This is a genomic window from Nocardioides ochotonae (assembly GCF_011420305.2).
Lineage (GTDB): Bacteria > Actinomycetota > Actinomycetes > Propionibacteriales > Nocardioidaceae > Nocardioides > Nocardioides ochotonae.
Genome location: NZ_CP061769.1, coordinates 1082151 through 1104055, shown reverse-complemented (window position 1 = coordinate 1104055; position 21905 = coordinate 1082151). Strand labels below are relative to the sequence as shown.

Genomic DNA, 21905 nt, shown 5'->3' with positions numbered 1-21905 from the left:
CGTGGGCCACGTCACGCGAGGGGGTTCCCTCGTGGCCGCGCGTGCGTCAGGGTGAGCAGCCAGACGCCGTCGCCACCCCCCGACCGCAGGAGGACCCCATGCCCGAGGCCGTGATCGTCTCCGCCACCCGCAGCCCGATCGGCAGGGCCAACAAGGGCTCGCTCAAGGACCTGCGCCCCGACGACCTGGCCGCGACCATCGTCCGCGCGGCCCTCGACCAGGTTCCCGCCCTCGACAAGGCCACCGTAGACGACGTCTACCTCGGCTGTGGGCTGCCCGGCGGGGAGATGGGCTTCAACATGGCCCGGGTCGTCAACATCCTCAACGACATGGACGGCGTCCCCGGCGCGACGCTGACGCGCTACTGCGCCTCCTCGCTCCAGACGACCCGGATGGCCTTCCACGCGATCCGCGCCGGCGAGGGCGACGTCTTCATCTCGGCGGGCGTCGAGACCGTGTCGCGCTTCCGCAACGGCACCTCCGACCACCTCCCGAACACCCAGAACCCGCTCTTCACCGACGCCGAGGCCCGCACCCAGGAGTACGCCGCCGGCGGGCGCGACTGGCACGACCCGCGCGAGGACGCCGAGCTGCCCGACATCTACATCGCGATGGGCCAGACCGCGGAGAACGTCGCCAGGATGCGCCGGCTGGACCGCCGCGAGCTCGACGAGTTCGGCGTCCGCTCGCAGAACCTCGCCGAGAAGGCGATCGCCGACGGCTTCTGGGCCCGCGAGATCACCCCGGTGACCACGCCGGACGGCACCGTCGTCACCACCGACGACGGCCCGCGCGCCGGCGTGACCTATGAGGCGATCGCCCAGCTGCAGCCGGTCTTCCGCCCCGACGGGGTGGTGACCGCCGGCAACTGCTGCGCCCTCAACGACGGTGCCGCGGCGGTGGTGGTCATGTCCGACACCCGCGCCGCCGAGCTCGGCCTCACCCCGTTGGCGCGCATCGTCGCCACCGGGGTCTCGGCCCTCTCCCCCGAGATCATGGGTCTCGGGCCGGTCGAGGCGAGCCAGCGGGCGCTGGCGAACGCCGGCATGAGCATCGGCGACATCGACCTCGTGGAGATCAACGAGGCCTTCGCCGCCCAGGTGGTGCCGTCCTACCAGGACCTCGGCATCGATCTCGACCGGCTCAACGTCAACGGCGGCGCGATCGCCGTCGGCCACCCGTTCGGCATGAGCGGCGCCCGGCTCCAGGCCACGATGCTCAACAGCCTGGACTGGCACGACAAGACCACCGGCCTGATCACCATGTGCGTCGGCGGTGGCCAGGGCATGGCGCTCATCCTCGAGCGGGTCTGAGGGCTACCTCACCTGGGGGATCGCCCGGGACCCTCGTAGCGCCCTCGTGCGCGGGCGCCAGGGCATACACTGCCGCCCGTGGCTGACCGAGAGATGCGCTGGCTCGACAACTCCGAGCAGCGGTCGTGGCGGGCGCTGCTGATGGGCGTGACCCTGCTGATGGACCGGCTCGACGACGACCTCCAGGAGCGCTTCGACCTCTCGATGGTGGAGTACGAGATCCTCGTGCGCCTCTCCGAGAGCGACGGGCGGATGCGGATGGCGCAGCTGGCCGACGGCCTCGCCCACAGCCGCAGCCGGGTCACCCACACGATCAAGCGGATGGAGAAGGCCCAGCTGGTACGCCGCGAGGCCTCGGCCGAGGACGGCCGGGGCATCGTCGCGGTGATGACGCCGGCCGGGCACGACCTGCTGGTCCGCGCCGCGCCGGTGCACGTGCAGGGCGTGCGCGACCACCTCGTCGACCTGGTCAGCCGCGAGGACTTCGCCGCCGTGGGCCGGGTGATGAACACCGTCGCGGACCACCTTGTCGGCGCCCACCCCGAGCGGGAGATGCGCGAGATCTGAGCCGCCCCGGACCACCGGCACGGCACGGTTCTCCCCCGACAGCGAACGGGCCCCCTCCACGTGGTGGAGGGGGCCCGTTCGGTGTCACGGGGAGCTGCTCAGTCGCGGGTCAGGCGGCGGTGGGTGACCCGGTGCGGACGGGCCGCGTCCGGGCCGAGACGCTCGACCTTGTTCTGCTCGTAGGAGGCGAAGTTGCCCTCGAACCAGAACCACTTGCCGCCGTCCTCCTCGTCGCCCTCCCAGGCGAGGATGTGGGTGGCGACCCGGTCCAGGAACCACCGGTCGTGGGAGGTGACCACGGCACAGCCCGGGAAGTCCAGCAGCGCGTCCTCGAGGGAGGACAGCGTCTCCACGTCCAGGTCGTTGGTCGGCTCGTCGAGGAGCAGCATGTTGCCGCCCATCTTCAGCGTCAGCGCCAGGTTGAGGCGGTTGCGCTCACCACCGGAGAGCACCCCGGCCTTCTTCTGCTGGTCCGGGCCCTTGAAGCCGAACGAGGCGACGTAGGCGCGGCTGTTCATCTCGAAGTTGGCGACCTTGATGAAGTCCAGGCCGTCGGAGACGACCTCCCAGACGTTCTTGTTCGGGTCGATGCCGCCACGGCTCTGGTCGACGTAGGAGATCTTCACCGTCTGACCGACCACGAGCTCACCGGAGTCCGGCTCGTCGTTGCCGGTGATCATCCGGAACAGCGTCGTCTTGCCGACACCGTTGGGGCCGACCACGCCGACGATGCCGGCGCGGGGCAGGGTGAAGGAGACGTCGTTCCACAGCACCCGGTCGCCGAAGCCCTTGGTGAGGTGCTTCGCCTCGAGCACGATGTCACCGAGGCGCGGGCCGGCGGGGATGTTGATCTCCGCGGTGTCGATCTTGCGGGCCTTCTCGGCCTCCGCGGCGAGCTCCTCGTAGCGGGCCAGGCGCGAGCGGCTCTTGGTCTGGCGGGCCTTGGCGTTGGAGCGGACCCACTCCAGCTCCTTCTCCAGCATCCTCGCGCGCTTGGCGTCCTTCTGGCCCTCGATCTTGAGGCGGTCCTTCTTGGTCTCCAGGTAGGTGGAGTAGTTGCCCTCGTAGCCGTGGATCGAGCCGCGGTCGACCTCGGCGATCCACTCGGCGACGTTGTCCAGGAAGTACCGGTCGTGGGTGATGGCCAGGACGGCGCCCGGGTAGCTCTTCAGGTGCCCCTCGAGCCACTGCACCGACTCGGCGTCGAGGTGGTTGGTGGGCTCGTCGAGCAGCAGCAGGTCGGGCTGCTGGAGCAGCAGCTTGCACAGCGCGACGCGGCGGCGCTCACCACCGGAGAGGTTGTCGACGAGGGTGTCCGGCGGCGGGCAGCGCAGGGCGTCCATCGCCTGGTCCAGGCGGCTGTCGAGGTCCCACGCGCTGGCGTGGTCGAGGTCGGTCTGCAGGTCGCCCATCTCGGCGAGCAGCGTGTCGAAGTCGGCGTCGGGGCTGGCCATCTCCTCCGAGATCGCGTTGTAGCGGTCGAGCTTCGCCTTGATCTCGCCGACCGCCTCCTCGACGTTCTCGAGCACGGTCTTGCCCTCGGTCAGCGGCGGCTCCTGCTGGAGCATGCCGACGGTGGCGTCGGGGTCCTTGATCGCGTCGCCGTTGTTGGGCTGGTCGAGGCCGGCCATGATCTTCAGCAGCGACGACTTGCCCGCGCCGTTGGGGCCGACGACACCGATCTTGGCGCCGTGGAGGAACGAGAGGGTGACGTTGTCGAGGACGACCTTGTCGCCGTGTGCCTTGCGGACGTTGCGCAGGGTGAAGACATATTCGGCCATGGTCCCCGAGCCTAGATCCTCCCGGTGCCGATCGCATGATCGGGGTGGCCCCCGATCCGACGCGGATCCGGGCCGGTCCGACGCCCGGTCGGACCGGCGTCGCGCCGGCCCGAACGGGCGCGCGCCTACGCCGCCGGCGAGCGGTCCTGGGCGGGCGGCTCGTCCTCCGCGCGCTCGACCACCCCGACCTCCGGGGGCAGAGGCGTGGCGTCCTCCACGGGCCGCGGGGTGCGGGCGAACCGGGTGGTCCCCCGCCCCAGGTCGTGGCCGACCGACGTCGCCTCGACCTCGAGGCTGGTCACCTCCTCGCCCGCCTGGTTGGTCCAGGTGCGGATCTCGAGGCGGCCGTGGACCACGACCGGGTCACCGCGCCGCAGCGAGCGGGCGCAGTTCTCGCCGAGGGCCCGCCAGGCGTTGACGGAGTACCACTGGGTGTCGCCGTCGACCCAGGTGTCGCTGCGGCGGTGGTAGCGGCGCGGGGTGCAGGCCACCCGGAACGAGGCCACCTGGGCCTCGCCCGCGGCGCGGACTGTCACGTCCCCGCCCAACCGGCCGCGCAGGGTGATGACGGTGTCGTGCATGGGCTGCTCCTTGCCTCGGTGGATGGCTTCCACCACCGAGGCTCGGGCGCGGCACCGACGCCTGGCGTCCACCGGCGAGAGGGCTGGGGACGAGACGGCACCGCGGCGCACCTGTGGAGGGTTGTCGGGCCAACGCGACCAGCCCCGTGAGGCGCGGGCGACTCAGTCCCGGCCGAGCGCGGCCAGGATCCCTCGGTGCACCTTCGTGCAGGCGTGCTGCTCGGTCTCGATCGGGCCGACCACCAGGTCGCGGGCGACCTGCGAGACGGCGCCGCGCAACCGGTCCTCGGCCTCTGCGGCGCGCTTGCGGGCGGCGCCGGCGACCAGGGGGCGACAGACCAGGGCCAGCACGACGCCCAGGACCAGGCCGGCGACCAGCAGCACCAGCGGGACCTGGATGCCCGCGACCTCGGGGGCGTCACCGGTCACGCCGGTCGCGGCCAGGACCGCCCACACCCCGCCGCCAACGGCGCCGAGGAGCAGCAGCCACTGCAGGACCCGGACGGCCGACACCCAGCCGGGCAGTCGGCTGACGCCCAGGTCGGTCGCGGCCAGCGCGGAGTCGAGGCGGTCGGCGAGCACGGGGATGTTCGCGACCGGCTCGCGTCGTACGGCGCCCGCCCAGGCGTGCGACATGCCCTCGGAGGCGACGTCGACCAGGGCCCGGACCTCGGTGTCCACGCGGGTGCGCTGCACCGGCGCCGTGGCCGGCTGCGCGGGCTGCTCGCCGCGGAGCGCGGGACCGGCCTCGCCCAGGTCGAGGCCCAGCTTGGTCAGCGGGTCGGGGCGCAGCGCGCTCACCCAGGAGACGACCGGCCAGCCGGTCGCCCGGGCGGCGCGCAGGCGGGTGGAGCGCTCGACGGCGTCGACGACGGTGGGGACACCGGCCGCCTCCACCAGTGCGTCCTCGAAGGCCTCGACCCGCGCCGGCGGGAGCGCGGTCGGCTCGGTGTCGCCGCTGACGGCCTCGAGGCGCTGGGCCATCGCCGCGACGTCGGCCTCGATGCGGGCGCGGGTGGCCTGCTTGCCCTCGACCCGGCGGCGGATCTCCGCGCGGAGCTCGTCGATGCCGATGCCCTGGCGGGCGCTGACCGGCACGACCGGGACCCGCTGGAGCCCGTCGTCGTCGAGCAGGCGGCGCACGTCGGCGACGAGCGACTCGCGCCGCTCCTCGGGGACGACGTCGATGTGGTTGAGCACCACGAGCATGACCTCGTCGTGGGTGCGCAGCGGCTCGAGGTAGCGATCGTGGATCGCGGCGTCGGCGTACTTCTGCGGGTCCAGCACCCACACCAGCAGGTCGGCGTGGGAGACCAGGCGGTCGACCTCGAGGTGGTGGCTGACCTCCGTGGAGTCGTGGTCGGGCAGGTCGAGCAGCACGACGCCGTCGAGGCTGTGGTCCTCGCGACGGGTGTCGAGCATCGAGTCGCGGGTGGTCTGGTGGCGCTCGGGGATGCCGAGCCACGACAGCAGCTCGGCCGCGCCTTCGCTGCCCCACACGCACGCGGTCGCCCACGACGTGGTGGGACGGCGTACGCCGACCGCGGAGAGCTCCAGCCCGGTGAGCGCGTTGAAGGTCGAGGACTTGCCCGATCCGGTGGCGCCGGCGATCGCGACCACCGTGTGGTCGGCCGACAGCCGGGTGCGCTCGGCGGCGTGGGTGACCACGGCGTGCGCCTCGGCGACCAGCGTCGGGTCGAGCCGTCCCTCGGCCGCGGTGGCGGCGGCCTCGAGGCCGGCGATCCTGGCGGCGGTGCCGGACCCGCTCGCAGGTGCCGGGGCGACCCGCTCCTCAGCCCGGTCCTGGGGCTCGTCCAACGACGACGTCATCTTCTCCAACTCTGTCTTGCTGCTCGGGCGGCGCCCGGGGTGGAAGGACCGGCGTACGCGCGGTCCCGGTATCAAGCCTAGGGGTTCACCCGGCTCGACAAGGGGTCAGTCCCCGGCCTCGCCGCCGCGCGTGGCGGGCCCGAAGCGGACGTCGTCGACGCGGCGGGTGGCCTGACGCAGCTGTTCGGCCGCGTCGGTGGTGACGCCCAGGGACTCCAGGTGCTGCTGCCAGCGCGACGCCTCCGCGTCGAGCAGGGCACGCAGCCGCGGGGTGAGGCCCTCGCGCGAACGCCGTTCGAGGGTCGCGACGGTCTCGGCGCCGAACACCGCCTCGAGCAGGCGCCGGCCCAGCCCGGCGGACTCGGTGGAGCCGCCGTCCAGGGTGAGCACCATCAGCGCCACGGAGAGACCCGGGACGCCGTAGACGAGGAAGCGCGCGGAGGTGCGCTTGTCGGCGCCCTCGGTGCGGACCAGCTCGGTGACCTCGGCCTGCCAGTCGCGGACGGCACGCTCGCAGTTGCGGCGCAGCTCGGCCGACGGGCGGGTCAGGGCCGCGCCCTCCTCGGTGCCGAGCAGCCCGGGGCCGGCGGGGTGCGCCGACCACGCCTGGGCGGCGCGGGTGGCGGCGAGCTCGGCGTGGGCGAGCACGAGGCTGCCCAGCGCGGTCTCGACGGCCTCGCTGACCTGCTCGGCCTGCTGGGGCTTGCCCTTCACGGCGCTGACCAGCCGCTCGCGCAACCAGCCGACCTTGTCCTCGAGGGTGCGCAGCAGCTCGCCGGTGCCGACGAACTCCTGCCAGCCCGCCAGCAGGTCGCCGCGCAGCAGCGTCCCGTCGCCGGCGGCGGCGACGAGCTCGTCCGCCGCCTGCTCGTACGTCGTGTCGACCGCCTCGCGCAGCTCGGCGACGGCCTCGGCCTGCTGGGCGACCGCGTCGGCGACCGGGTGCAGCTGGTGGGTGAGGGCCTTCACGGTGCCCTCCATCGTCTGGCGCACCACGCCGCCGCGGGCGTCCACGTCGCGGGCCAGCGAGTCCAGCCAGCCGCGGATGTCCGCGACCGCACCCGCGGGCAGCAGACCCTCCTCGTCGACCTGGCCCTCGTGGACCACGAAGAGCGGGGAGTCCTTGAGCCCGCGCGAGGCCAGCATCCGCGCGAGGTGCGTGGAGACCGTCGACACCGCGTCGGGGGCGGTGCGGTCGAGCACGATCGCGACAGCGATCGAGCGCGCGGCCGCCTGCTTGAGGTGCTCCCACGGGACCTGGTCGGCGTAGCGCGCGGCGGAGGTGACGAAGAGCCACATGTCGGCCGCCGCCAACAGCTGGGTCGCCAGCTCGCGGTTGTGCTTCTCCACCGAGTCGACGTCGGGGGCGTCGATGATCGCGAGGCCCCGGGGCACGCTGGCGTCGGCCACGAGCTGCAGCGCATCGTGGTCCTTGGTGGGGGCCTCGACGCGGCGCAGGTCCGGCAGCAGCCGGTCCTGGCCGAACCACTCGGCGTCGTCGGGGTGGTGGACCAGCACCGCGGAGCGGGTGGTCGGTCGCAGCACGCCGGGCTCGGTGACCCGGCGCCCGACCAGGGAGTTCACGAGCGTGGACTTGCCCGCGCCGGTCGAGCCGCCCACGACGACGAGCATCGGCGCCTCGAGCGTCGTCATCCGCGGGATGACGTAGTCCTCGAGCTGGTCGACGAGCTCGCGGCGTACCGCTCGGGGTCCCTCGACACCGGCGAGGTCGAGCGGCAGCACGGCCGCCTGGAGGGCGCCGCGCAACCGCACGAGCGCGGTCACCATGCGGACGCCCTCGGAGGAGCTCTCGTCGAGCCAGAGGGAGGGCGAGGAGGGGGTCATCGGGTGGGTACCACCTGTCCGGGAAAGGCGATGAACGGGCGCACGGCACCGATTCTCGCAACGTAGTGCTGACCTCGCACGGCGAAGTCAGGCGGCGGTGTGCCGCGCAGGTAACGGTGGTGCAGGAATCCGAGCTCGACAGCGGCCTGCTGATAGTCGCGCATGGCCCGCTCCGCACGGGATCCGCCGTGCGCCCGGGCGTAGGCGCGGGCCCGTCGGCGGGCGCCGAGATCGACCACCCAGCCGATGTCCGTGGCGGGGATCAGCCCGCGCTGTGCCGCGTCGCCCAGCGACGCCGCGAGCATCCGGCGCTCGGCGCTGCGCGCCCAGATCGCCAACGCCGCGAGGCCGAGCAGCGCGGGCACGCCGAGGACGATGTACAGCAGCGCGAAGGAGCCGATCCCGTAGACGGTGGAGGCGTTCCACAGCCCGTGGGCCAGCACCGCCAGGACGAAGCCGCCCAGCGGTGCCGCGACCCGCAGTGCGCGGGTGCGGGCGCCCACCGCGATGCCGACCCCGATGCCGATGAAGGTCGTGAACAGCGGGTGGGCGAACGGGCTGAACAGGCAGCGCACGACGAACGTCGCCGTGAGCGCCTCGGTGCCGCCGGGGCCGAGCCCGTCGGTCCCGTTGTACGCCGCGGCGAGGTAGAGGATGTTCTCGGTGAAGGCGAAGCCGATGCCGACCATGCCGGCGTAGACGATCCCGTCGAGGATGCCGTCGAGCTCCGCGCGGCGCCACCACAGCAGCAGCACCAGGAACAGGCCCTTGCAGGCCTCCTCGGTCACCGGGGCCAGGACCGCGAGGTTCTCGGCCTCGCTGAACCCGCCGACCAGCCCGCCGACGCCGGAGAGCAGGATCGCCGCCGCGGTGGCCACGAAGCAGCCCCACAGCAGCGCCCCGACGAGCAGCCCACGGGGCTCGGGCTCGTAGCGGTCCAGCCACAGGTAGCACATGACGAGCGGCACGACCGGCAGTGCGGCGAGCACCGTCGCCAGGGCCAGCGTGCTCGGTGCTCCGGAGAGGGCGATGAGCAGCAGCATGACGAGGGCGCCGACGGCGACCAGCACGGCCACGAGGACCGTGAAGGCGACACTGTCTCGACGGGCTCCCTGCACGGGCGCAGCCTATCGGCCAACCGCCGTGGAGCCCCGGTCGCGGGCGTACAGTCGACTCGTGACCGAGCAGACGCCCCCCGTGACCACTCCCGAGACCGCTGCTGCGGACGCCCTCGTGACGCCTTCGGAGACCGCTCCCGCCACGGAGTCCCACGACCCCGCCGTGCCCGCGGCGTACGCCGCGTTCATGCGCACCGGCTGGGGCGAGCGCGAGCTGGACCTGCCGCCGCACCCGATCACGCCCTGGGCCGCCGCGCGGCGCGCGCGCCTGACCGCGATGTTCCCCGGAGAGCGGCTGGTGCTGCCCGCGGGGACCTACAAGGTGCGCGCCAACGACACCGACTACCGCTTCCGCGCCGACACCGCGCACACCTACCTCTCCGGCAACCAGACCAGCGACGCCGTGCTGGTCCTGCACGATGACGAGGCGGTGCTCTACGCCCGGCCGCGCTCCTCGCGCGACACCGACGAGTTCTTCCGCGACCGCCAGTACGGCGAGCTGTGGGCCGGCCGGCGCCCCTCGGTCAACGAGATCTCCTCCTCCCTGGGCATCGAGGTGCGCCACGTCGACCAGCTGGCCGACGACCTGACCCGCGGCAACGCCCCGAAGACCCGGGTGCACCGCGGCATCGACGCACGCGTCGACGCCCTGATCGCCGGCGACGCCGCGCTCGACGCCGACCTGGCGCGCGTGGTCTCCGAGCTGCGCCTGGTCAAGGACGCCTGGGAGATCGAGGAGCTGCGCGCCGCGTGCGATGCGACCACGCTCGGCTTCGAGGACTGCGTGCGCGAGTGGCCCCAGGTCCTCGAGCACGGCGAGCGCTGGATCGAGGGCACCTTCTTCCGCCGCGCGCGCACGATGGGCAACGACATCGGCTACGACTCGATCGTCGGCGGCGGTCGGCACGCGACCACGCTGCACTGGATCGACAACGACGGCCCGATCGTCCCCGGCGAGCTGCTGCTGCTCGACATGGGCGTCGAGGGACGCAACCTCTACACCGCCGACGTGACCCGCACCCTGCCGGTCTCCGGGCACTTCACCCCGCTCCAGCGCGACCTCTACGAGCTGGTGCTCGCCGCCCAGGAGGCAGGCATCGAGGCGGTCCGGCCCGGCGCGCCGTTCCAGGGCACCCACCAGGCCGCGATGTCGGTGCTGGCCCACGGCCTGGAGGACCTCGGGCTGCTGCCGGTCAGCGCCGAGGAGGCGCTCTCCCCCGACAGCCGCGTCTACGCCCGCTGGACGCTGCACGGCACCAGCCACATGCTCGGCATGGACGTGCACGACTGCGGCGCCGCCAGCGCCGACGTCTACCCCAAGGGCGACCTCGCCGAGGGCATGGTCCTCACCGTCGAGCCGGGCCTGTACTTCCAGGAGGACGACCTGCTCGTCCCCGAGGAGCTGCGCGGCATCGGCATCCGCATCGAGGACGACATCCTGGTCGGCGCCGACGGCCCGGTGAACCTCTCCGCCGCCCTCCCCCGCGCCGCCGACGACGTCGAGGCGTGGATGGGGCAGCACCAGAGCTGAGCGGGTCGGTCGCTGCCGTCGGTCGAGTGGCAGCCGCTGGTCGGGCTCGTCGAGAGCACGGGCGACGGGCCACCAGGTCGCGGAAGTCTTTACCTTCGAGTTCCACCCAAGCCCTTTTTCTCGAACGTGCGTTCGAGTAAGATGAGGCATGGCCGACTCCGAGCTCCCCGAGTGCGACTCCCCAGCCGCCGTGCTGGCGTTCGCACAGTCCCGCCGGGCTGCCGCCCAGCGGGCGGAGATCGACGTCCTGGAGGCGGCTCTGGTGTGGGCGGCGATGCACCCGGAGGAGTCGGTGGCCGAGGCGCCCGCCTCGGGTCTGGCGTTCGGGGAGCTCGCCGTTCCACTCGCAGGTGAAGGTGCCCCGCTGGTGGCGGAGTTCGCACCCATGGAGTTCGGCGCCGCGCTCGGCATGTCCACCGACTCGGCCCGTTCGCTGGTGGGTGACGCGCTGGAGCTGGCGCACCGGCTCAAGCGCACCTGGAACCTGGTCCGCGCCGGCAAGGTGCCGCTGTGGAAGGCCCGGCGGCTCGCGCAGCTGACCACCTCCCTGCCGAGGGAGGGCGCCGACTTCGTGGACCGCCAGCTCGCCGCATTCGTGGGGAAGATCAGCTGGGCCGGGATCGAGCGGGTCGTCGACCAGGCCCGCGTCGCCTTCGACCCCGAGGGCGCGGAGAAGGAGCGCCGCGAGGCGGCCGACGGACGCCGCTTCGACGTCCACACCCGCGAAGCCGCCCACGAGGGCATCGTCCACGTCGAGGGGGTCCTCGACCTTGCCGACGCGATCGACCTCGACACCGCGATCTCCCAGGGGGCCGAGGAGCTCGCCGCGCTCGGGGTCACCGAGTCGGTGGACGTGCGTCGCTCGATGGCGGCCGGTGAGCTGGCCCGGCGCCAGCTCGCGTTCGACCTGCGGGCGGAGGCAGGTGAGGGTGCAGCGTCGGTGGTGAAGGCGCGGCAGGTCGTCATCCACGTCCACCTCTCCCACGCCGCGATCTCCCGTGACGAGGCCGGGATCGCCCACGTGGAGGAGACCCGATCGATCGTGTCGACCGCCCAGGTCCGCGACTGGTGCGGATCCGAGACCCAGGTGGTCATCAAGCCGGTCATCGACCTCGAGGCCCACCACCACACCGACGCCTACGCGATCCCCGACCGCCTCGCCGAGCAGACCCGTCTGGCCCAGCCGGTCTGTGCCTTCCCGTGGTGCGAACGTCCCGCCCGACGCTGCGACACCGACCACGTCACCGCCCACGGCGACGGAGGCCCGACGTGCTCGTGCAACCTCGCCCCGCTTTGCCGCCGACACCACCGCGCCAAGACCCACACGGCGTGGACCTACGACAAGACCGACGCCGCGACGTATCTCTGGCGATCACCCCACGGGCTGCACCTCATCAAGGACCACGGCACCACCCGTCTCGTCACCGCACACCCGCCGGACGAGTAGATCCACCGCCCCGGACCCCGCCGGCACCCTGCCGGCGGGGCCACACCGCTGCGTGGGGACGGTCCTCTGTCTGGTCAAGGGGTGGGGGCCAGGGGTTTTCGAGGCGTCGGTAGAGATCGCCGGCGAGGTCGCGCCTGAGGCCGCGGCGAATCTCGCAGAGGTCTTGCGCTCGCGCGGCGGGCGGTGTGGTCGCGGGTGGGTTGGCGTTGGCGTTGCGCTGGGCGACGGCGTGCAGGGCGCGGTTGAGTTGGCGGTCGCCGTAGCGATTGCGCCGGTAGCGCTCGGTGGTCTGGCCGCTGTCCGGGATCAATGCGGCGCCGGCGAGCATCGCGACGCTGCCGCGGAATGGATCCGGCCGGGACGGGACCAGGCACACAGCACGATGGCTGCGGTGCCCGGCCCGATCCGGGACTCCTCGAGCAGGTCGGCAACGAGGTCTGGCGATCAGGCGCCCGTTGTGCCACCGCCCTCATCGAGCGAAGACCCATGCCGACTGGACCTACGACAAGACCAACGCCGCGACCTTCCTCTGGCGCTCACCCCACGGGCTCGCTCCACCTGATCAAGGACCACGGCACCACGAGCCTCGTCACCGCCCACCCGCCGGACGAGTAGATCCCGAGCTCGACCAACGGCGGGTCGCTCGGCCAGCGGCCAGCTCACTCCGACCATCTCCCGGGCAGTTTCCGGCGCGGAACCGACGGACCAACCGCGGCGTCACACACAGGCCTGTCACATCGCCGCTTCCGGCACCCGGTGGGTCTCGCCGCTGCCTCCTTGACCCTCGTCGTCGGGGCTGCGTGCTCCGCTGAGGAGCCGCTCGCGGCGCGCGCGACCACCGCACCGGCAGCCGAGTCGCCGGACACCGATCCCCCGGGCCGGTTCGACGGCCTCTCCGTCACGTTGCGGCTGCGCTCGACGACGGTGCGGCAGGGCAGGACGCTGCGCAGCCGCGCCATCATCGAGAACGACTCCGGGAAGACGGTCGTGGACCCGGGCTGCGTGATCGCCGAGGGGCGACACGCGTTGGCGCCTGCCGACGACGGACCAAGTACGGCGACCCGTTGCCGCCCGGTGACTACCTCGCCGTCCTCGACATCCGGGGCCCGACCCAGCGCCTGGAGTACCCGGTCACGATCACCCCCTGACCGCTCGGTTCGCGACCGCCCGCCCTACGCCCCGGCCGACGCCGCCGCGGCCCGCAACCGGTCCAGCACGGCACGCACCCGCTCGGCCGGCAGCTTGGTGACCTCGCGGTCGTAGGTGAGCAGCCCGTTGAGCTCGTCCTCGACGTCGCTGACCTGGGTGTAGACGATCGCGGCCAGGCCCTGGCGCGCGGCCGGGACGAGCTGGTCGTCGTGGAGCCGCTCGAAGGCCGCGAGCAGATCCTCGGTGGTGCGCATCCTGCGGTAGCCGAAGGTGCGCTCCCCCCAGACGTGGCCCGGGACCGGCAGCGCGTAGCCGCCGTACTCGGTCAGGGCCAGCACCCGCGGCTCGCGGCGCAGCCGCACCGAGCGCGGGGTGCGGAACCGGCGGAAGTAGACGTGCAGGCTGCGCAGGTCGCCGGCGCCCTGGTCGTGCCAGCCGCTGGCGTGATCGATGATCCGGGTCGGGTCGAGCAGCCGCACCTCCGCGGCGATCCGGACCGCGTCGAACTGCCCCCAGCCCTCGTTGAACGGCACCCACGCCACGATCGAGGGCACGCTGCGCAGGTGCTCGACCATCGCGCGCAGCTCCGCCTCGAACCCCGCCCGGCCCGCGGCGTCCTCTCGGGCGAACCGCGCGTGCGCGCGCCGCCCGGTGTCCCGGTGGTGCACGAACGGCGCGACCGCGGGCGCCGTGACCACCTCTCCGCGGTAGGCCCCACCGCCGTTGACCGCGTCCTGCCACACCAGCATCCCGATCCGGTCGCAGTGGGCGTACCAGCGCATCGGCTCGACCTTGATGTGCTTGCGCAGCATCGTGAACCCGAGCCGCTTCATCTCGGTGATGTCGTGGACCATCGCCTCGTCCGACGGCGGGGTGCACAGCCCGTCGGGCCAGTAGCCCTGGTCGAGCACGCCGGCGTGGAAGTACGGCGCGCCGTTGAGCAGCAGCCGGGGCCGCCCGTCGGGGCCCGGCCCGATCCCGACCGAGCGCATCCCGACGTAGGAGGTCACCTCATCGGCGGTCTCCCCCGCACCGAGCCGCACCCGCACGTCGTAGAGGAACGGGTCCTCCGGCGACCACGGGCGCGCGTCCGGCACCGCCAGCCGCAGCGGTACGCCGGGGCGCGCGGCACCCCGGGCCACGACGGCACCCTCGGCGAGCACCTCCACCTCGGCCGAGGCATCGGAATCGGAACCGGCGGCCGCGTGCACGGTGACCTCGACGGTGGAGGCGGCCGGGTCGGAGGCCACCAGGTGCGGCACCAGGTCGAGGCGCGCGACGTGGGTCGCCGGCACCGTCTCCACCCAGACGGTCTGCCAGATGCCGGAGTGCGGGGTGTACCAGATGCCGCCGCGCGCGGTGCGCTGCTTGCCCCGGGTCAGCGGCACCGCCTCGGTGCGGTCGCGCACCGCGACGAGCAGGCGCACCGACCCGTCGGCCGCGAGGGCGTCGGTGACATCACAGCTGAACGGCAGGTAGCCCCCGACGTGCGCGCCGACCTCGACCGGCTCGGCGCCGGGCGGCCCGGCGAGCACCCGGCACTCCTGGTCGACCGCGCCGAGGTGGAGCAGCACCCGCTCCCCCGGCCCCGGGCGCACCGCGACCGGCAGGGTGAGGGTGCGGTCGTACCAGAGCGTCTCGTCGGCGCCGGGGCCACGGGCGGCGCCGGACAGCGGCGCCTCCGGGGAGAACGGCACCACGATCTCGCCGTCCCAGGCGTCCGGCACCGGGCCCTCGAGCGGGGTGGGCACGATCGCGTGGGACCAGCGGCCGTTGAGGTTGTGCCAGCGCGGGCGCACCAGCTGCGGGCGCGGGTGCTCGGGCAGCGGGTGGTCGCGGTCGAGCGCGCGACCCCACCTGGTGAGCAGCGGGTCGGTCTGGGGCGGGCTCACGCGCCCACCTCCTCGGTGGTCGTCGGGACAGGTCCGGCACCGGGCACCGGCAGTGCTGCGCGGCGGCGGGCCGCGAGGTGCAGCGGCACCATCAGCGCGAGCACCAGTGCGGCCACCGGGAACAGCTCGGGCGTCGGCACCTGGCGGACCTCCCCGAGCTCGGTGTAGGTGCGTCCGGATCCGTGGATCACCGCGGCCCCCACGAACGGGCCGATCACCATCGGGATCAGCACCGCGAAGACCATCCGCAGCCCCTGCACCTGCCCGGCCCGGTCCGGCGGGGTGCGGTCGCGCACGAACGAGCCCACCGCGGCCAGCACCAGCATCATCGCGCTGATCGTGACCAGCCCGGCGGCGATCACCCCCGCAGGGCCGCGGGCGGGATACATCGCCAGCAGCCCGACGGCGTACAGCCCGGTCGCGGGCAGCACCGCACGCAGCTTGCCGAACCGGTCGATGAGCCGCCCGCCGAGCACGCTGACCACGCACGCCCCGCTCAGCACCACGGCGAGCACCAGCGGGTAGGAGTCCAGGCGCAGCGCCTTGTCGAGGTAGACGATCAGGAACGGCAGGTAGACCTGGGTCGCGATCCCGGCGACCGCCCACATGCCGAGCGCGAGGTAGAGGGCCGGGTTCGCCCGCGCCGCCGCCGGCCGCAGGCCGTGCAGCACCGAGGCCAGGTAGCCGTCCGGGCTGCGGGTGAGCACGGGCGAGTCCCGCACCGTGAACCAGGCGAGCACGCCGACCGCCGCCACGGTGAGCCCCACGACGAGGAAGAACACCCGCCAGCGCCCGTCCTGGGTCAGCCCGTCGAGGCCACCGAAGACCAGGAGCATCGCGACCAGCGCGAGCATCGCGATCACGCCCTCGACCCGGCCCCGCTCGGCGGGACGCGTCACGTCGGTGACCCAGGCCTGGTACGCCGCGTCGTTGGCGCCCGCGCCGAGGAAGGACATCAGGCAGTCCAGCACCACCACGGCGACGACCGCCACCGCCACCGCCTGGCCGGCCGGCGCCCAGGTCGCCACGGCGTCCGCGCTGACCAGTCCGAACCCGGCGGTGGTGAGCCCCCACGCGACGTACCCGACGGCGATGAACGGGCGACGCCTGCCGACCCGGTCGGACGCCGCGCCGACCAGCAGCGTCGCCAGCGTCGCGGTGACCGCGCTCGCCGCCACCAGCACCGCGATCACCGTGGGGTCGTCGGTGATGGTCTCGTGGACGAAGACGTTGAGGTACATGTTCTCGACCGTCCAGGCGAGTTGACCGGCGAGGCCGAGCACCACGACGAGGGTCCAGCGACGTCCGGTCACGAGCGGACCCTAGGCCATCATCCGGACACCCGGTCCGCGACGCCGCCACCGGATCTCGCGTAGCGGGAGTCCCGGACCGAACGTGATCCATGTCCTACGATCATATACACCTACTGACGGTGTTCCGCAGGGCGGAACGCGTCCGGACCGAGGGGATCCCCATGCCTGACATCACTCCTGCCCTGACCCGACGTGGCCTGATGGGCCTCGGGCTCGGCGCCGTGGCCGCCTGGTCCCTGGCCAGCTGCAGCACCGACGAGGGCACCGGCACCGGTGGTGGGGGCGGCGCCGCGCTGACCACCGCGGCGATCACCCTCGGGTCGACCGCGATCACCAGCGCCATCGACCCACACGCCGCGACCTCGAACGTCGGGCGCACCTACGCGATCAACGTCTTCGACTCCCTGGTCGACTTCGACGGCGACGGCAAGATCGTCGCCTCGCTGGCCACCGACTGGACCCGGGTGGACGACACCACCCTCGAGCTGACGCTGCGCGAGGGCGTCACCTTCCACAGCGGCGGCACCTTCGACGCGAAGGCCGTCAAGGCCAACGTGGAGCGGATCCTGTCCGGCGACCCGGCGTACTCGCTGCTGGTCGGCCGGCTCGGCCCGATCAGCAAGGTCGAGGTCGTCGACGCGCAGACGGTGCGGGTGATCACCTCCGCGCCCGACCCGATCCTGCTCAACCGGCTCACCATGATCGACATCGTCGACCCCGCCATGATCGGCAAGGAGGTCACGGTGGAGACCATCTCGGGCACCGGCCCGTTCCGCGTGGTCGGCTACAAGCCCGACCAAGAGGTCGAGCTCGAGCGTTACGACGACGCCTGGCAGCCCTCCGAGAGCATCGCCACCGCCACCCTCGTCGCGATCAGCGACCCCAGCTCGCTGGCGATCGCCGCCCGCGCCGGCGAGGTCGACACCGCCTTCGGCCTCGCGCCCGACCAGGTCGCCCAGCTCCAGGGCACCCTCGACCTCGAGACGCCCAGCGCCGGGTCCTGCGCGATCTGCTCGCTGATCCCCGACGCCGAGCCGGCGCTGGCCGACCCGCGGGTGCGCCGGGCGCTCAACATGGCGATCAACCACGAGGAGTTCGTCGAGGTCGGTCTCGGCGGGTACGGCGAGGTCAGCACCGGGCAGCTGCTCCAGCCCGGCTACCTCGGCTACGACGACAGCCTCGAGGGCTTCCCCTACGACCCGGACGGCGCCAAGGCGCTGCTGGCCGAGGCCGGCGTCAAGGACCTCGAGCTCCCGATCGTCACCACGGCGTTCTTCAAGGCCCAGGCCGAGATCGTGGTCGGCTACCTCGAGGCGATCGGGGTCAAGAGCCGGGTGGAGCTGCAGGACCTGTCCGCCTTCCTGGGCACCCTGCTCAGCAAGAGCGAGTTCCCGCTCGTGTACTGGCAGACCGACTACTTCGACCTCCAGGACATCCTGAGCGTCACCCGCTTCGGCCCGCAGCCGCCCGGCACCCAGCTGCACTTCGAGAACCCGCGCTACCCCGAGCTCTACCAGGACGCCACCGTCGAGCTCGACGAGGACAAGCGCGCGGCGACCATCCAGGAGATGGCCGCGCTGCTCAACGAGGAGGCCGGCGTGCTGTTCCTCGGCTGGCCCAAGCTCGCCTACGTGCACGCCCGCGACGTCGACCTGAGCCTCGACGGTGAGTCCCTGATCAACCTGCAGAAGGTCGTCCGCTCCGCATGAGCGACCTCGCCACCCCGGAGGCGGCGGAGGTCCGGGCCCCCGCCGCCGCCGGTGGCGTGCTGCGCACGATCGCGCTCTGGGTGCTGCGCCTGCTGGTGGTCACCCTCGGCATCCTCACCATCCTGTTCTTCCTGCTGCGTCTCTCCGGCGACCCCGCCGCGGTGATCGCCGGCGCGGGGGCGACCGACGAGCAGGTCGCGCAGGTGCGGGTGTCCCTGGGCCTGGACCAGCCGCTGTTGACGCAGTACGCCCAGTTCCTCGCCGACACCGCCCGTCTGGACTTCGGGCGCTCGCTGCTCACCGACCAGCCCGCGCTCGCGCTGGTGCTGGAGCGGATGCCCGCGACCCTGCTGCTGGCCGCGATCACGATCGTGGTCTCGACGCTGGTCGGCGTACCCCTCGGCGTGCTGGCCGCGGCCCGCCACCGGCGTACGACGGGGCGGCTGCTGTCGCTGCTGGCCGCGCTGCTGCAGGCGATCCCGAGCTTCCTGCTCGGCATCCTGCTGCTGCTCCTGCTCGGCCTCCAGCTCGGCTGGCTGCCGACGTACGGCTCCGGCACCCCGGCGCACGTGGTGCTGCCGGTGGCCACGCTGGCGGCGTTCACCATCGCCCGGATCGTGCGGCTGACCCGCTCGGGGGTGCTCCAGGCGCTCGGCCAGGAGTTCACCGGCGCCGCCCTGGCCCGCGGCGCCACCCGGCGCCGGGTGCTGTGGCACCACGCGCTGCGCAACGCCCTGGTGCCGCTGACCGCGTTCATCACCATCGAGGTCGCGCACCTGATCTCCGGGGCGGTGATCGTGGAGTCGCTCTTCGCCTACGACGGCGTCGGGCGTCAGCTGGTCGACTCGATCTTCCGCCGCGACTACCCCGTCGTGCAGGCGACGGTCTTCGTGATCGCGGTGCTCGTGGTGCTCATCAGCGCCGCCGGCGACCTGCTGCTGCACCGCATCGACCCCCGCATGAGGAGGGAGGCATGAGCCGCTTGCTGCGTCGCCCGGCGGTGGCCGTCGGGCTCGGCGGCCTGCTCGTGGTGCTGGTCCTGGTGACCTTCCCGGGGCTGCTCACCGACCACGACCCCAACACCCAGACCCTCTCCCAGCGCCTGGTCCCGCCGGCCTGGATGGCCGGCGGGACGAGCGAGCACCTGCTGGGCACCGATCACCTCGGGCGCGACATCACCGCGCGCACCCTGCACGGCGGCCGCGTCTCGCTGCTGGTCGGCTTCGTCGCCGCCACCGCGGCGAGCGTGCTCGGCATCCTGCTCGGGCTGCTCGCCGGCTACCGCGGCGGCTGGGTGGACCGGGTCATCACCGAGGCCGGCAACGTGTGGCTCGCCTTCCCGTTCCTGGTGCTGGCCATCGCCACCGTCGCCGTGGTCGGCTCGGACCTGACCGTGCTGGTCGTGCTGCTCGCCGTCGCGGCCTGGGTCACTCCGACCGCGATCACCCGGGCGGCCACCGCCTCGCTGCGTGGTGAGGACTACGTGCAGGCCGCGATCGGCATGGGCGCCGGCGACACCTGGATCCTGCGCCGCCACGTGCTGCGCACCGTGCTGCCGCCCAACGTCGTGGTCTGGACCCTGACCGTGGGCACCCTGGTCGTCATCGAGGGCGCGCTCAGCTTCCTCGGCCTCGGCGTCCGCCCGCCGACCGCGTCGTGGGGCAGCATGCTCAACGACGGGCGGGCCTACCTGGAGACCTCGTGGTGGCTGGTGGTCTTCCCCGGCGCCGCGCTCACCCTCACGGTCGCGCTCACCAACCTGCTCGGCGACGGCCTGCGCGACGCGCTCGACGTCAGGACGGAGTCCCGATGAGCACCCCCGCTCCCCTGCTCGAGATCTCCGGGCTGCGCCTCGAGACCGGCTCCCCCCAGGCGCCGGTGCGCATCGTCGACGAGGTCGACCTCGCGGTCCGCCCCGGCGAGGTGCTCGGCCTCGTGGGCGAGTCCGGCTCCGGCAAGAGCCTGACCATGCGCTCGGTGCTCGGGCTGCTGCCCGGCGGCGTCCGGGCCACCGCTGGCCGGGTCCGCTGGGCCGGCGAGGACCTGCTCGACGCCTCCGAGGCCCGCCTGCGCGAGGTCCGCGGCGGCGAGGTCGGGATGGTCTTCCAGGACCCCGCCCAGGCCCTGGACCCGCTGATGCGCGTCGGGGACCACATCGTGGAGACCCTGCGGCTGCACGACCGGCGGCTGTCGCGCCGTGAGGCCCGCTCCCGCGCCGTCGAGGGGCTCGCGGCCGTCGGCGTACCGGACCCGGAGCGGCGGGCCCGGCAGTACCCGCACGAGTTCTCCGGCGGCATGAAGCAGCGCGCGATGATCGCGGTCGCGCTGGCCAACCGGCCCAGGCTGGTGATCGCTGACGAGCCGACCACCGCGCTCGACGTCACCATCCAGGCCCAGGTGCTCGACCTGCTGCGCACCGCCCGCGACGACCTCGGCACCGCGGTCGTGCTGATCACCCACGACCTCGGCCTGGTCGCCGAGATCGCCGACCGGGTCGCGGTGATGTACGCCGGCGGTGTGGTCGAGGTGGGCCCCGTGCAGACGCTGTTCGACGACCCCCAGCACCCCTACACCCGCGGGCTGCTCGCCAGCCGTCCGCATCTCGCCGCCCGCGGCGCCGCGCTGCCCGCCATCGGTGGCCAGCCGCCGCTGCCCGCCGGTCGCCCGGCCGGGTGCGCGTTCCACCCGCGCTGCCCCCTGGCCCTCGACGTGTGCCGCACCCAGGTGCCGGTGCTGCAGCTGCGCGGCACCGCGCACGAGGCCGCCTGCCACCTGCCCGCCCCGGAAGGAGCCCACCGATGAGCGCCCAGCTGAGCGACCCGGTGCTGCGCGTCGAGCGGCTGCGCAAGACCTTCCCGGTCACCGTCGGCCGGCGGCGTACGACGCTGCACGCGGTGGACGAGGTGTCCTTCGCCGTCGGCCGCGGCGAGACCTACGCCCTCGTCGGGGAGTCGGGCTGCGGCAAGTCGTCGGTCGCGCGGTGCGTGACCCGGCTGCACGAGCCCACCGGCGGCCTGGTCGAGGTGCTCGGCACCGACGTCACCCACCTCTCGCGCCGCGCGCTGCGCCCGCTGCGCCCGGGCTTCCAGCTGGTCTTCCAGGACCCGTACTCCTCCCTGGACGCGGCGTACACCGTGCAGGCGCTGGTCTCCGAGCCGCTGCGCGTGCAGCGCCGCCCGCACGACCGCGCGCTGGTCGCGGGGCTGCTGGAGGAGGTCGGCCTGGGCGCGGAGCTGCTGGACCGCCGCCCGCACGAGCTCTCCGGGGGCCAGCGGCAGCGGGTGGTGATCGCCCGATCCCTCGCCCTGGGTCCCGACCTGCTCGTGCTCGACGAGCCGGTCGCGGCGCTCGACGCCTCGGTGCAGGCGCAGGTCATCAACGTGCTGCGCGACCTCCAGCGCCGCCGCGGGCTGGCGTACCTGTTCATCTCCCACGACCTCGGCGTCGTGGCCAACCTCGCCGACCGGATCGGGGTCATGTACCTCGGCCGGATCGTCGAGGAGGGCAGCGTCGAGGAGGTGCTCGGCAACCCGCAGCACCCCTACACCCAGGCGCTGGTCTCGGCGATCCCCGTCTCCGACCCCGCCCAGCGCGACAGCACCGCGCGGATCCGCCTCCAGGGCGAGCCGCCGAGCCCGATCGACCGGCCGACCGGGTGCGCCTTCGCGCCCCGGTGCTGGCGGGCCGAGGACCGCTGCCGCACCGAGACCCCCGCACTCGTACGCCGCGACGGCACCGACCACCCGGTCGCCTGCCTGCTGACCGGCGACCCGGTGGGCCCCACCTATCCCACGGACCCCTTGGACACGGCGGCTGCCGCGCGCTGACC

16 protein-coding genes are annotated in these 21905 nt (G+C 73.3%); 9 read left to right on the top strand and 7 right to left on the bottom strand.

All coding sequences use genetic code 11. From position 1 onward, the window contains the following. Positions 1-98: 98 nt before the first annotated feature. The gene (locus HBO46_RS05420) at positions 99-1313 is read left to right on the top strand and encodes an acetyl-CoA C-acetyltransferase (RefSeq protein WP_166140012.1); all 1215 of its coding nucleotides are present in this window, start codon (positions 99-101) and stop codon (positions 1311-1313) included. A 78-nt stretch (positions 1314-1391) separates the two neighbouring features. Beyond that, the gene (locus HBO46_RS05415) at positions 1392-1880 is read left to right on the top strand and encodes a MarR family winged helix-turn-helix transcriptional regulator (RefSeq protein WP_317983890.1); all 489 of its coding nucleotides are present in this window, start codon (positions 1392-1394) and stop codon (positions 1878-1880) included. Positions 1881-1978: 98 nt separating this feature from the next. On the opposite strand, the gene ettA is transcribed toward HBO46_RS05415, so the two are convergent. The 5 genes from ettA to HBO46_RS05390 form a co-directional block, all read right to left on the bottom strand. Further along, positions 1979-3661: an energy-dependent translational throttle protein EttA gene (ettA, locus tag HBO46_RS05410; protein ID WP_166140013.1), complete on the bottom strand. Its 1683-nt coding sequence runs from the start codon at positions 3659-3661 to the stop codon at positions 1979-1981. Between the two features lie 125 nt (positions 3662-3786). Further along, a complete protein-coding gene (locus HBO46_RS05405) occupies positions 3787-4242 on the bottom strand; it encodes a single-stranded DNA-binding protein (RefSeq protein ID WP_166140014.1) in 456 nt (151 codons plus the stop codon). Between the two features lie 162 nt (positions 4243-4404). Continuing rightward, entirely contained in the window at positions 4405-6072 is a 1668-nt protein-coding gene (locus HBO46_RS05400; protein ID WP_166140015.1) for a YfjP family GTPase, read from the bottom strand. 105 nt (positions 6073-6177) lie between these two features. Beyond that, positions 6178-7917: a P-loop NTPase family protein gene (locus HBO46_RS05395; protein WP_224769387.1), complete on the bottom strand. Its 1740-nt coding sequence runs from the start codon at positions 7915-7917 to the stop codon at positions 6178-6180. Then, positions 7914-9035, bottom strand: coding sequence for a PrsW family intramembrane metalloprotease (locus tag HBO46_RS05390; RefSeq protein WP_224769386.1), 1122 nt, complete (start codon positions 9033-9035; stop codon positions 7914-7916). The genes HBO46_RS05395 and HBO46_RS05390 overlap by 4 nt, the downstream gene beginning before the upstream one ends. A 58-nt stretch (positions 9036-9093) precedes the next feature. Between HBO46_RS05390 and HBO46_RS05385 the strand changes: the two genes are divergently transcribed. Beyond that, positions 9094-10566, top strand: coding sequence for an aminopeptidase P family protein (locus HBO46_RS05385; protein ID WP_224769385.1), 1473 nt, complete (start codon positions 9094-9096; stop codon positions 10564-10566). A gap of 148 nt (positions 10567-10714) precedes the next feature. Continuing rightward, on the top strand, positions 10715-12013 hold the full coding sequence (locus HBO46_RS05380; RefSeq protein ID WP_166140017.1) for an HNH endonuclease signature motif containing protein: 1299 nt from the start codon (positions 10715-10717) through the stop codon (positions 12011-12013). Between the two features lie 1172 nt (positions 12014-13185). Here HBO46_RS05380 and HBO46_RS05375 read toward each other — a convergent pair. Beyond that, complete coding sequence (locus HBO46_RS05375) at positions 13186-15054, bottom strand: glycoside hydrolase family 2 protein (protein ID WP_224769384.1); 1869 nt, start codon at positions 15052-15054, stop codon at positions 13186-13188. Continuing rightward, positions 15051-16367 (bottom strand): MFS transporter, encoded by a 1317-nt coding sequence (locus HBO46_RS05370; RefSeq protein ID WP_224769383.1) that lies wholly within the window; start codon positions 16365-16367, stop codon positions 15051-15053. The genes HBO46_RS05375 and HBO46_RS05370 overlap by 4 nt, the downstream gene beginning before the upstream one ends. Before the next feature lie 161 nt (positions 16368-16528). Here HBO46_RS05370 and HBO46_RS05365 point away from each other — a divergent pair, with 161 nt between their 5' ends. From HBO46_RS05365 to HBO46_RS05345, 5 genes are read left to right on the top strand one after another with little or no spacing between them, the layout of a single operon-like run. Further along, a complete protein-coding gene (locus HBO46_RS05365) occupies positions 16529-18076 on the top strand; it encodes an ABC transporter substrate-binding protein (RefSeq protein ID WP_166140018.1) in 1548 nt (515 codons plus the stop codon). Beyond that, positions 18073-19053, top strand: a complete 981-nt coding sequence (locus tag HBO46_RS05360) for an ABC transporter permease (RefSeq protein ID WP_166140019.1) — start codon at positions 18073-18075, stop codon at positions 19051-19053. The genes HBO46_RS05365 and HBO46_RS05360 overlap by 4 nt, the downstream gene beginning before the upstream one ends. Beyond that, positions 19050-19889 (top strand): ABC transporter permease, encoded by an 840-nt coding sequence (locus HBO46_RS05355; protein WP_166140020.1) that lies wholly within the window; start codon positions 19050-19052, stop codon positions 19887-19889. The genes HBO46_RS05360 and HBO46_RS05355 overlap by 4 nt, the downstream gene beginning before the upstream one ends. Further along, the gene (locus HBO46_RS05350; protein ID WP_166140021.1) at positions 19886-20878 is read left to right on the top strand and encodes an ABC transporter ATP-binding protein; all 993 of its coding nucleotides are present in this window, start codon (positions 19886-19888) and stop codon (positions 20876-20878) included. Before HBO46_RS05355 ends, HBO46_RS05350 begins: the two co-directional genes overlap by 4 nt. Then, entirely contained in the window at positions 20875-21903 is a 1029-nt protein-coding gene (locus HBO46_RS05345; protein ID WP_166140022.1) for an ABC transporter ATP-binding protein, read from the top strand. The genes HBO46_RS05350 and HBO46_RS05345 overlap by 4 nt, the downstream gene beginning before the upstream one ends. Positions 21904-21905: the final 2 nt, after the last annotated feature.

What these genes read in the sequence shown, in the direction of transcription:
- HBO46_RS05420 (WP_166140012.1), top strand. Translation starts at nt 99, where the DNA reads ATGCCCGAGGCCGTGATCGTCTCCGCCACCCGCAGCCCGATCGGCAGG.
- ettA (WP_166140013.1), bottom strand. Translation starts at nt 3,661, where the DNA reads ATGGCCGAATATGTCTTCACCCTGCGCAACGTCCGCAAGGCACACGGC.
- HBO46_RS05405 (WP_166140014.1), bottom strand. Translation starts at nt 4,242, where the DNA reads ATGCACGACACCGTCATCACCCTGCGCGGCCGGTTGGGCGGGGACGTG.
- HBO46_RS05400 (WP_166140015.1), bottom strand. Translation starts at nt 6,072, where the DNA reads ATGACGTCGTCGTTGGACGAGCCCCAGGACCGGGCTGAGGAGCGGGTC.
- HBO46_RS05395 (WP_224769387.1), bottom strand. Translation starts at nt 7,917, where the DNA reads ATGACCCCCTCCTCGCCCTCCCTCTGGCTCGACGAGAGCTCCTCCGAG.
- HBO46_RS05380 (WP_166140017.1), top strand. Translation starts at nt 10,715, where the DNA reads ATGGCCGACTCCGAGCTCCCCGAGTGCGACTCCCCAGCCGCCGTGCTG.
- HBO46_RS05365 (WP_166140018.1), top strand. Translation starts at nt 16,529, where the DNA reads ATGCCTGACATCACTCCTGCCCTGACCCGACGTGGCCTGATGGGCCTC.
- HBO46_RS05360 (WP_166140019.1), top strand. Translation starts at nt 18,073, where the DNA reads ATGAGCGACCTCGCCACCCCGGAGGCGGCGGAGGTCCGGGCCCCCGCC.
- HBO46_RS05355 (WP_166140020.1), top strand. Translation starts at nt 19,050, where the DNA reads ATGAGCCGCTTGCTGCGTCGCCCGGCGGTGGCCGTCGGGCTCGGCGGC.
- HBO46_RS05350 (WP_166140021.1), top strand. Translation starts at nt 19,886, where the DNA reads ATGAGCACCCCCGCTCCCCTGCTCGAGATCTCCGGGCTGCGCCTCGAG.
- HBO46_RS05345 (WP_166140022.1), top strand. Translation starts at nt 20,875, where the DNA reads ATGAGCGCCCAGCTGAGCGACCCGGTGCTGCGCGTCGAGCGGCTGCGC.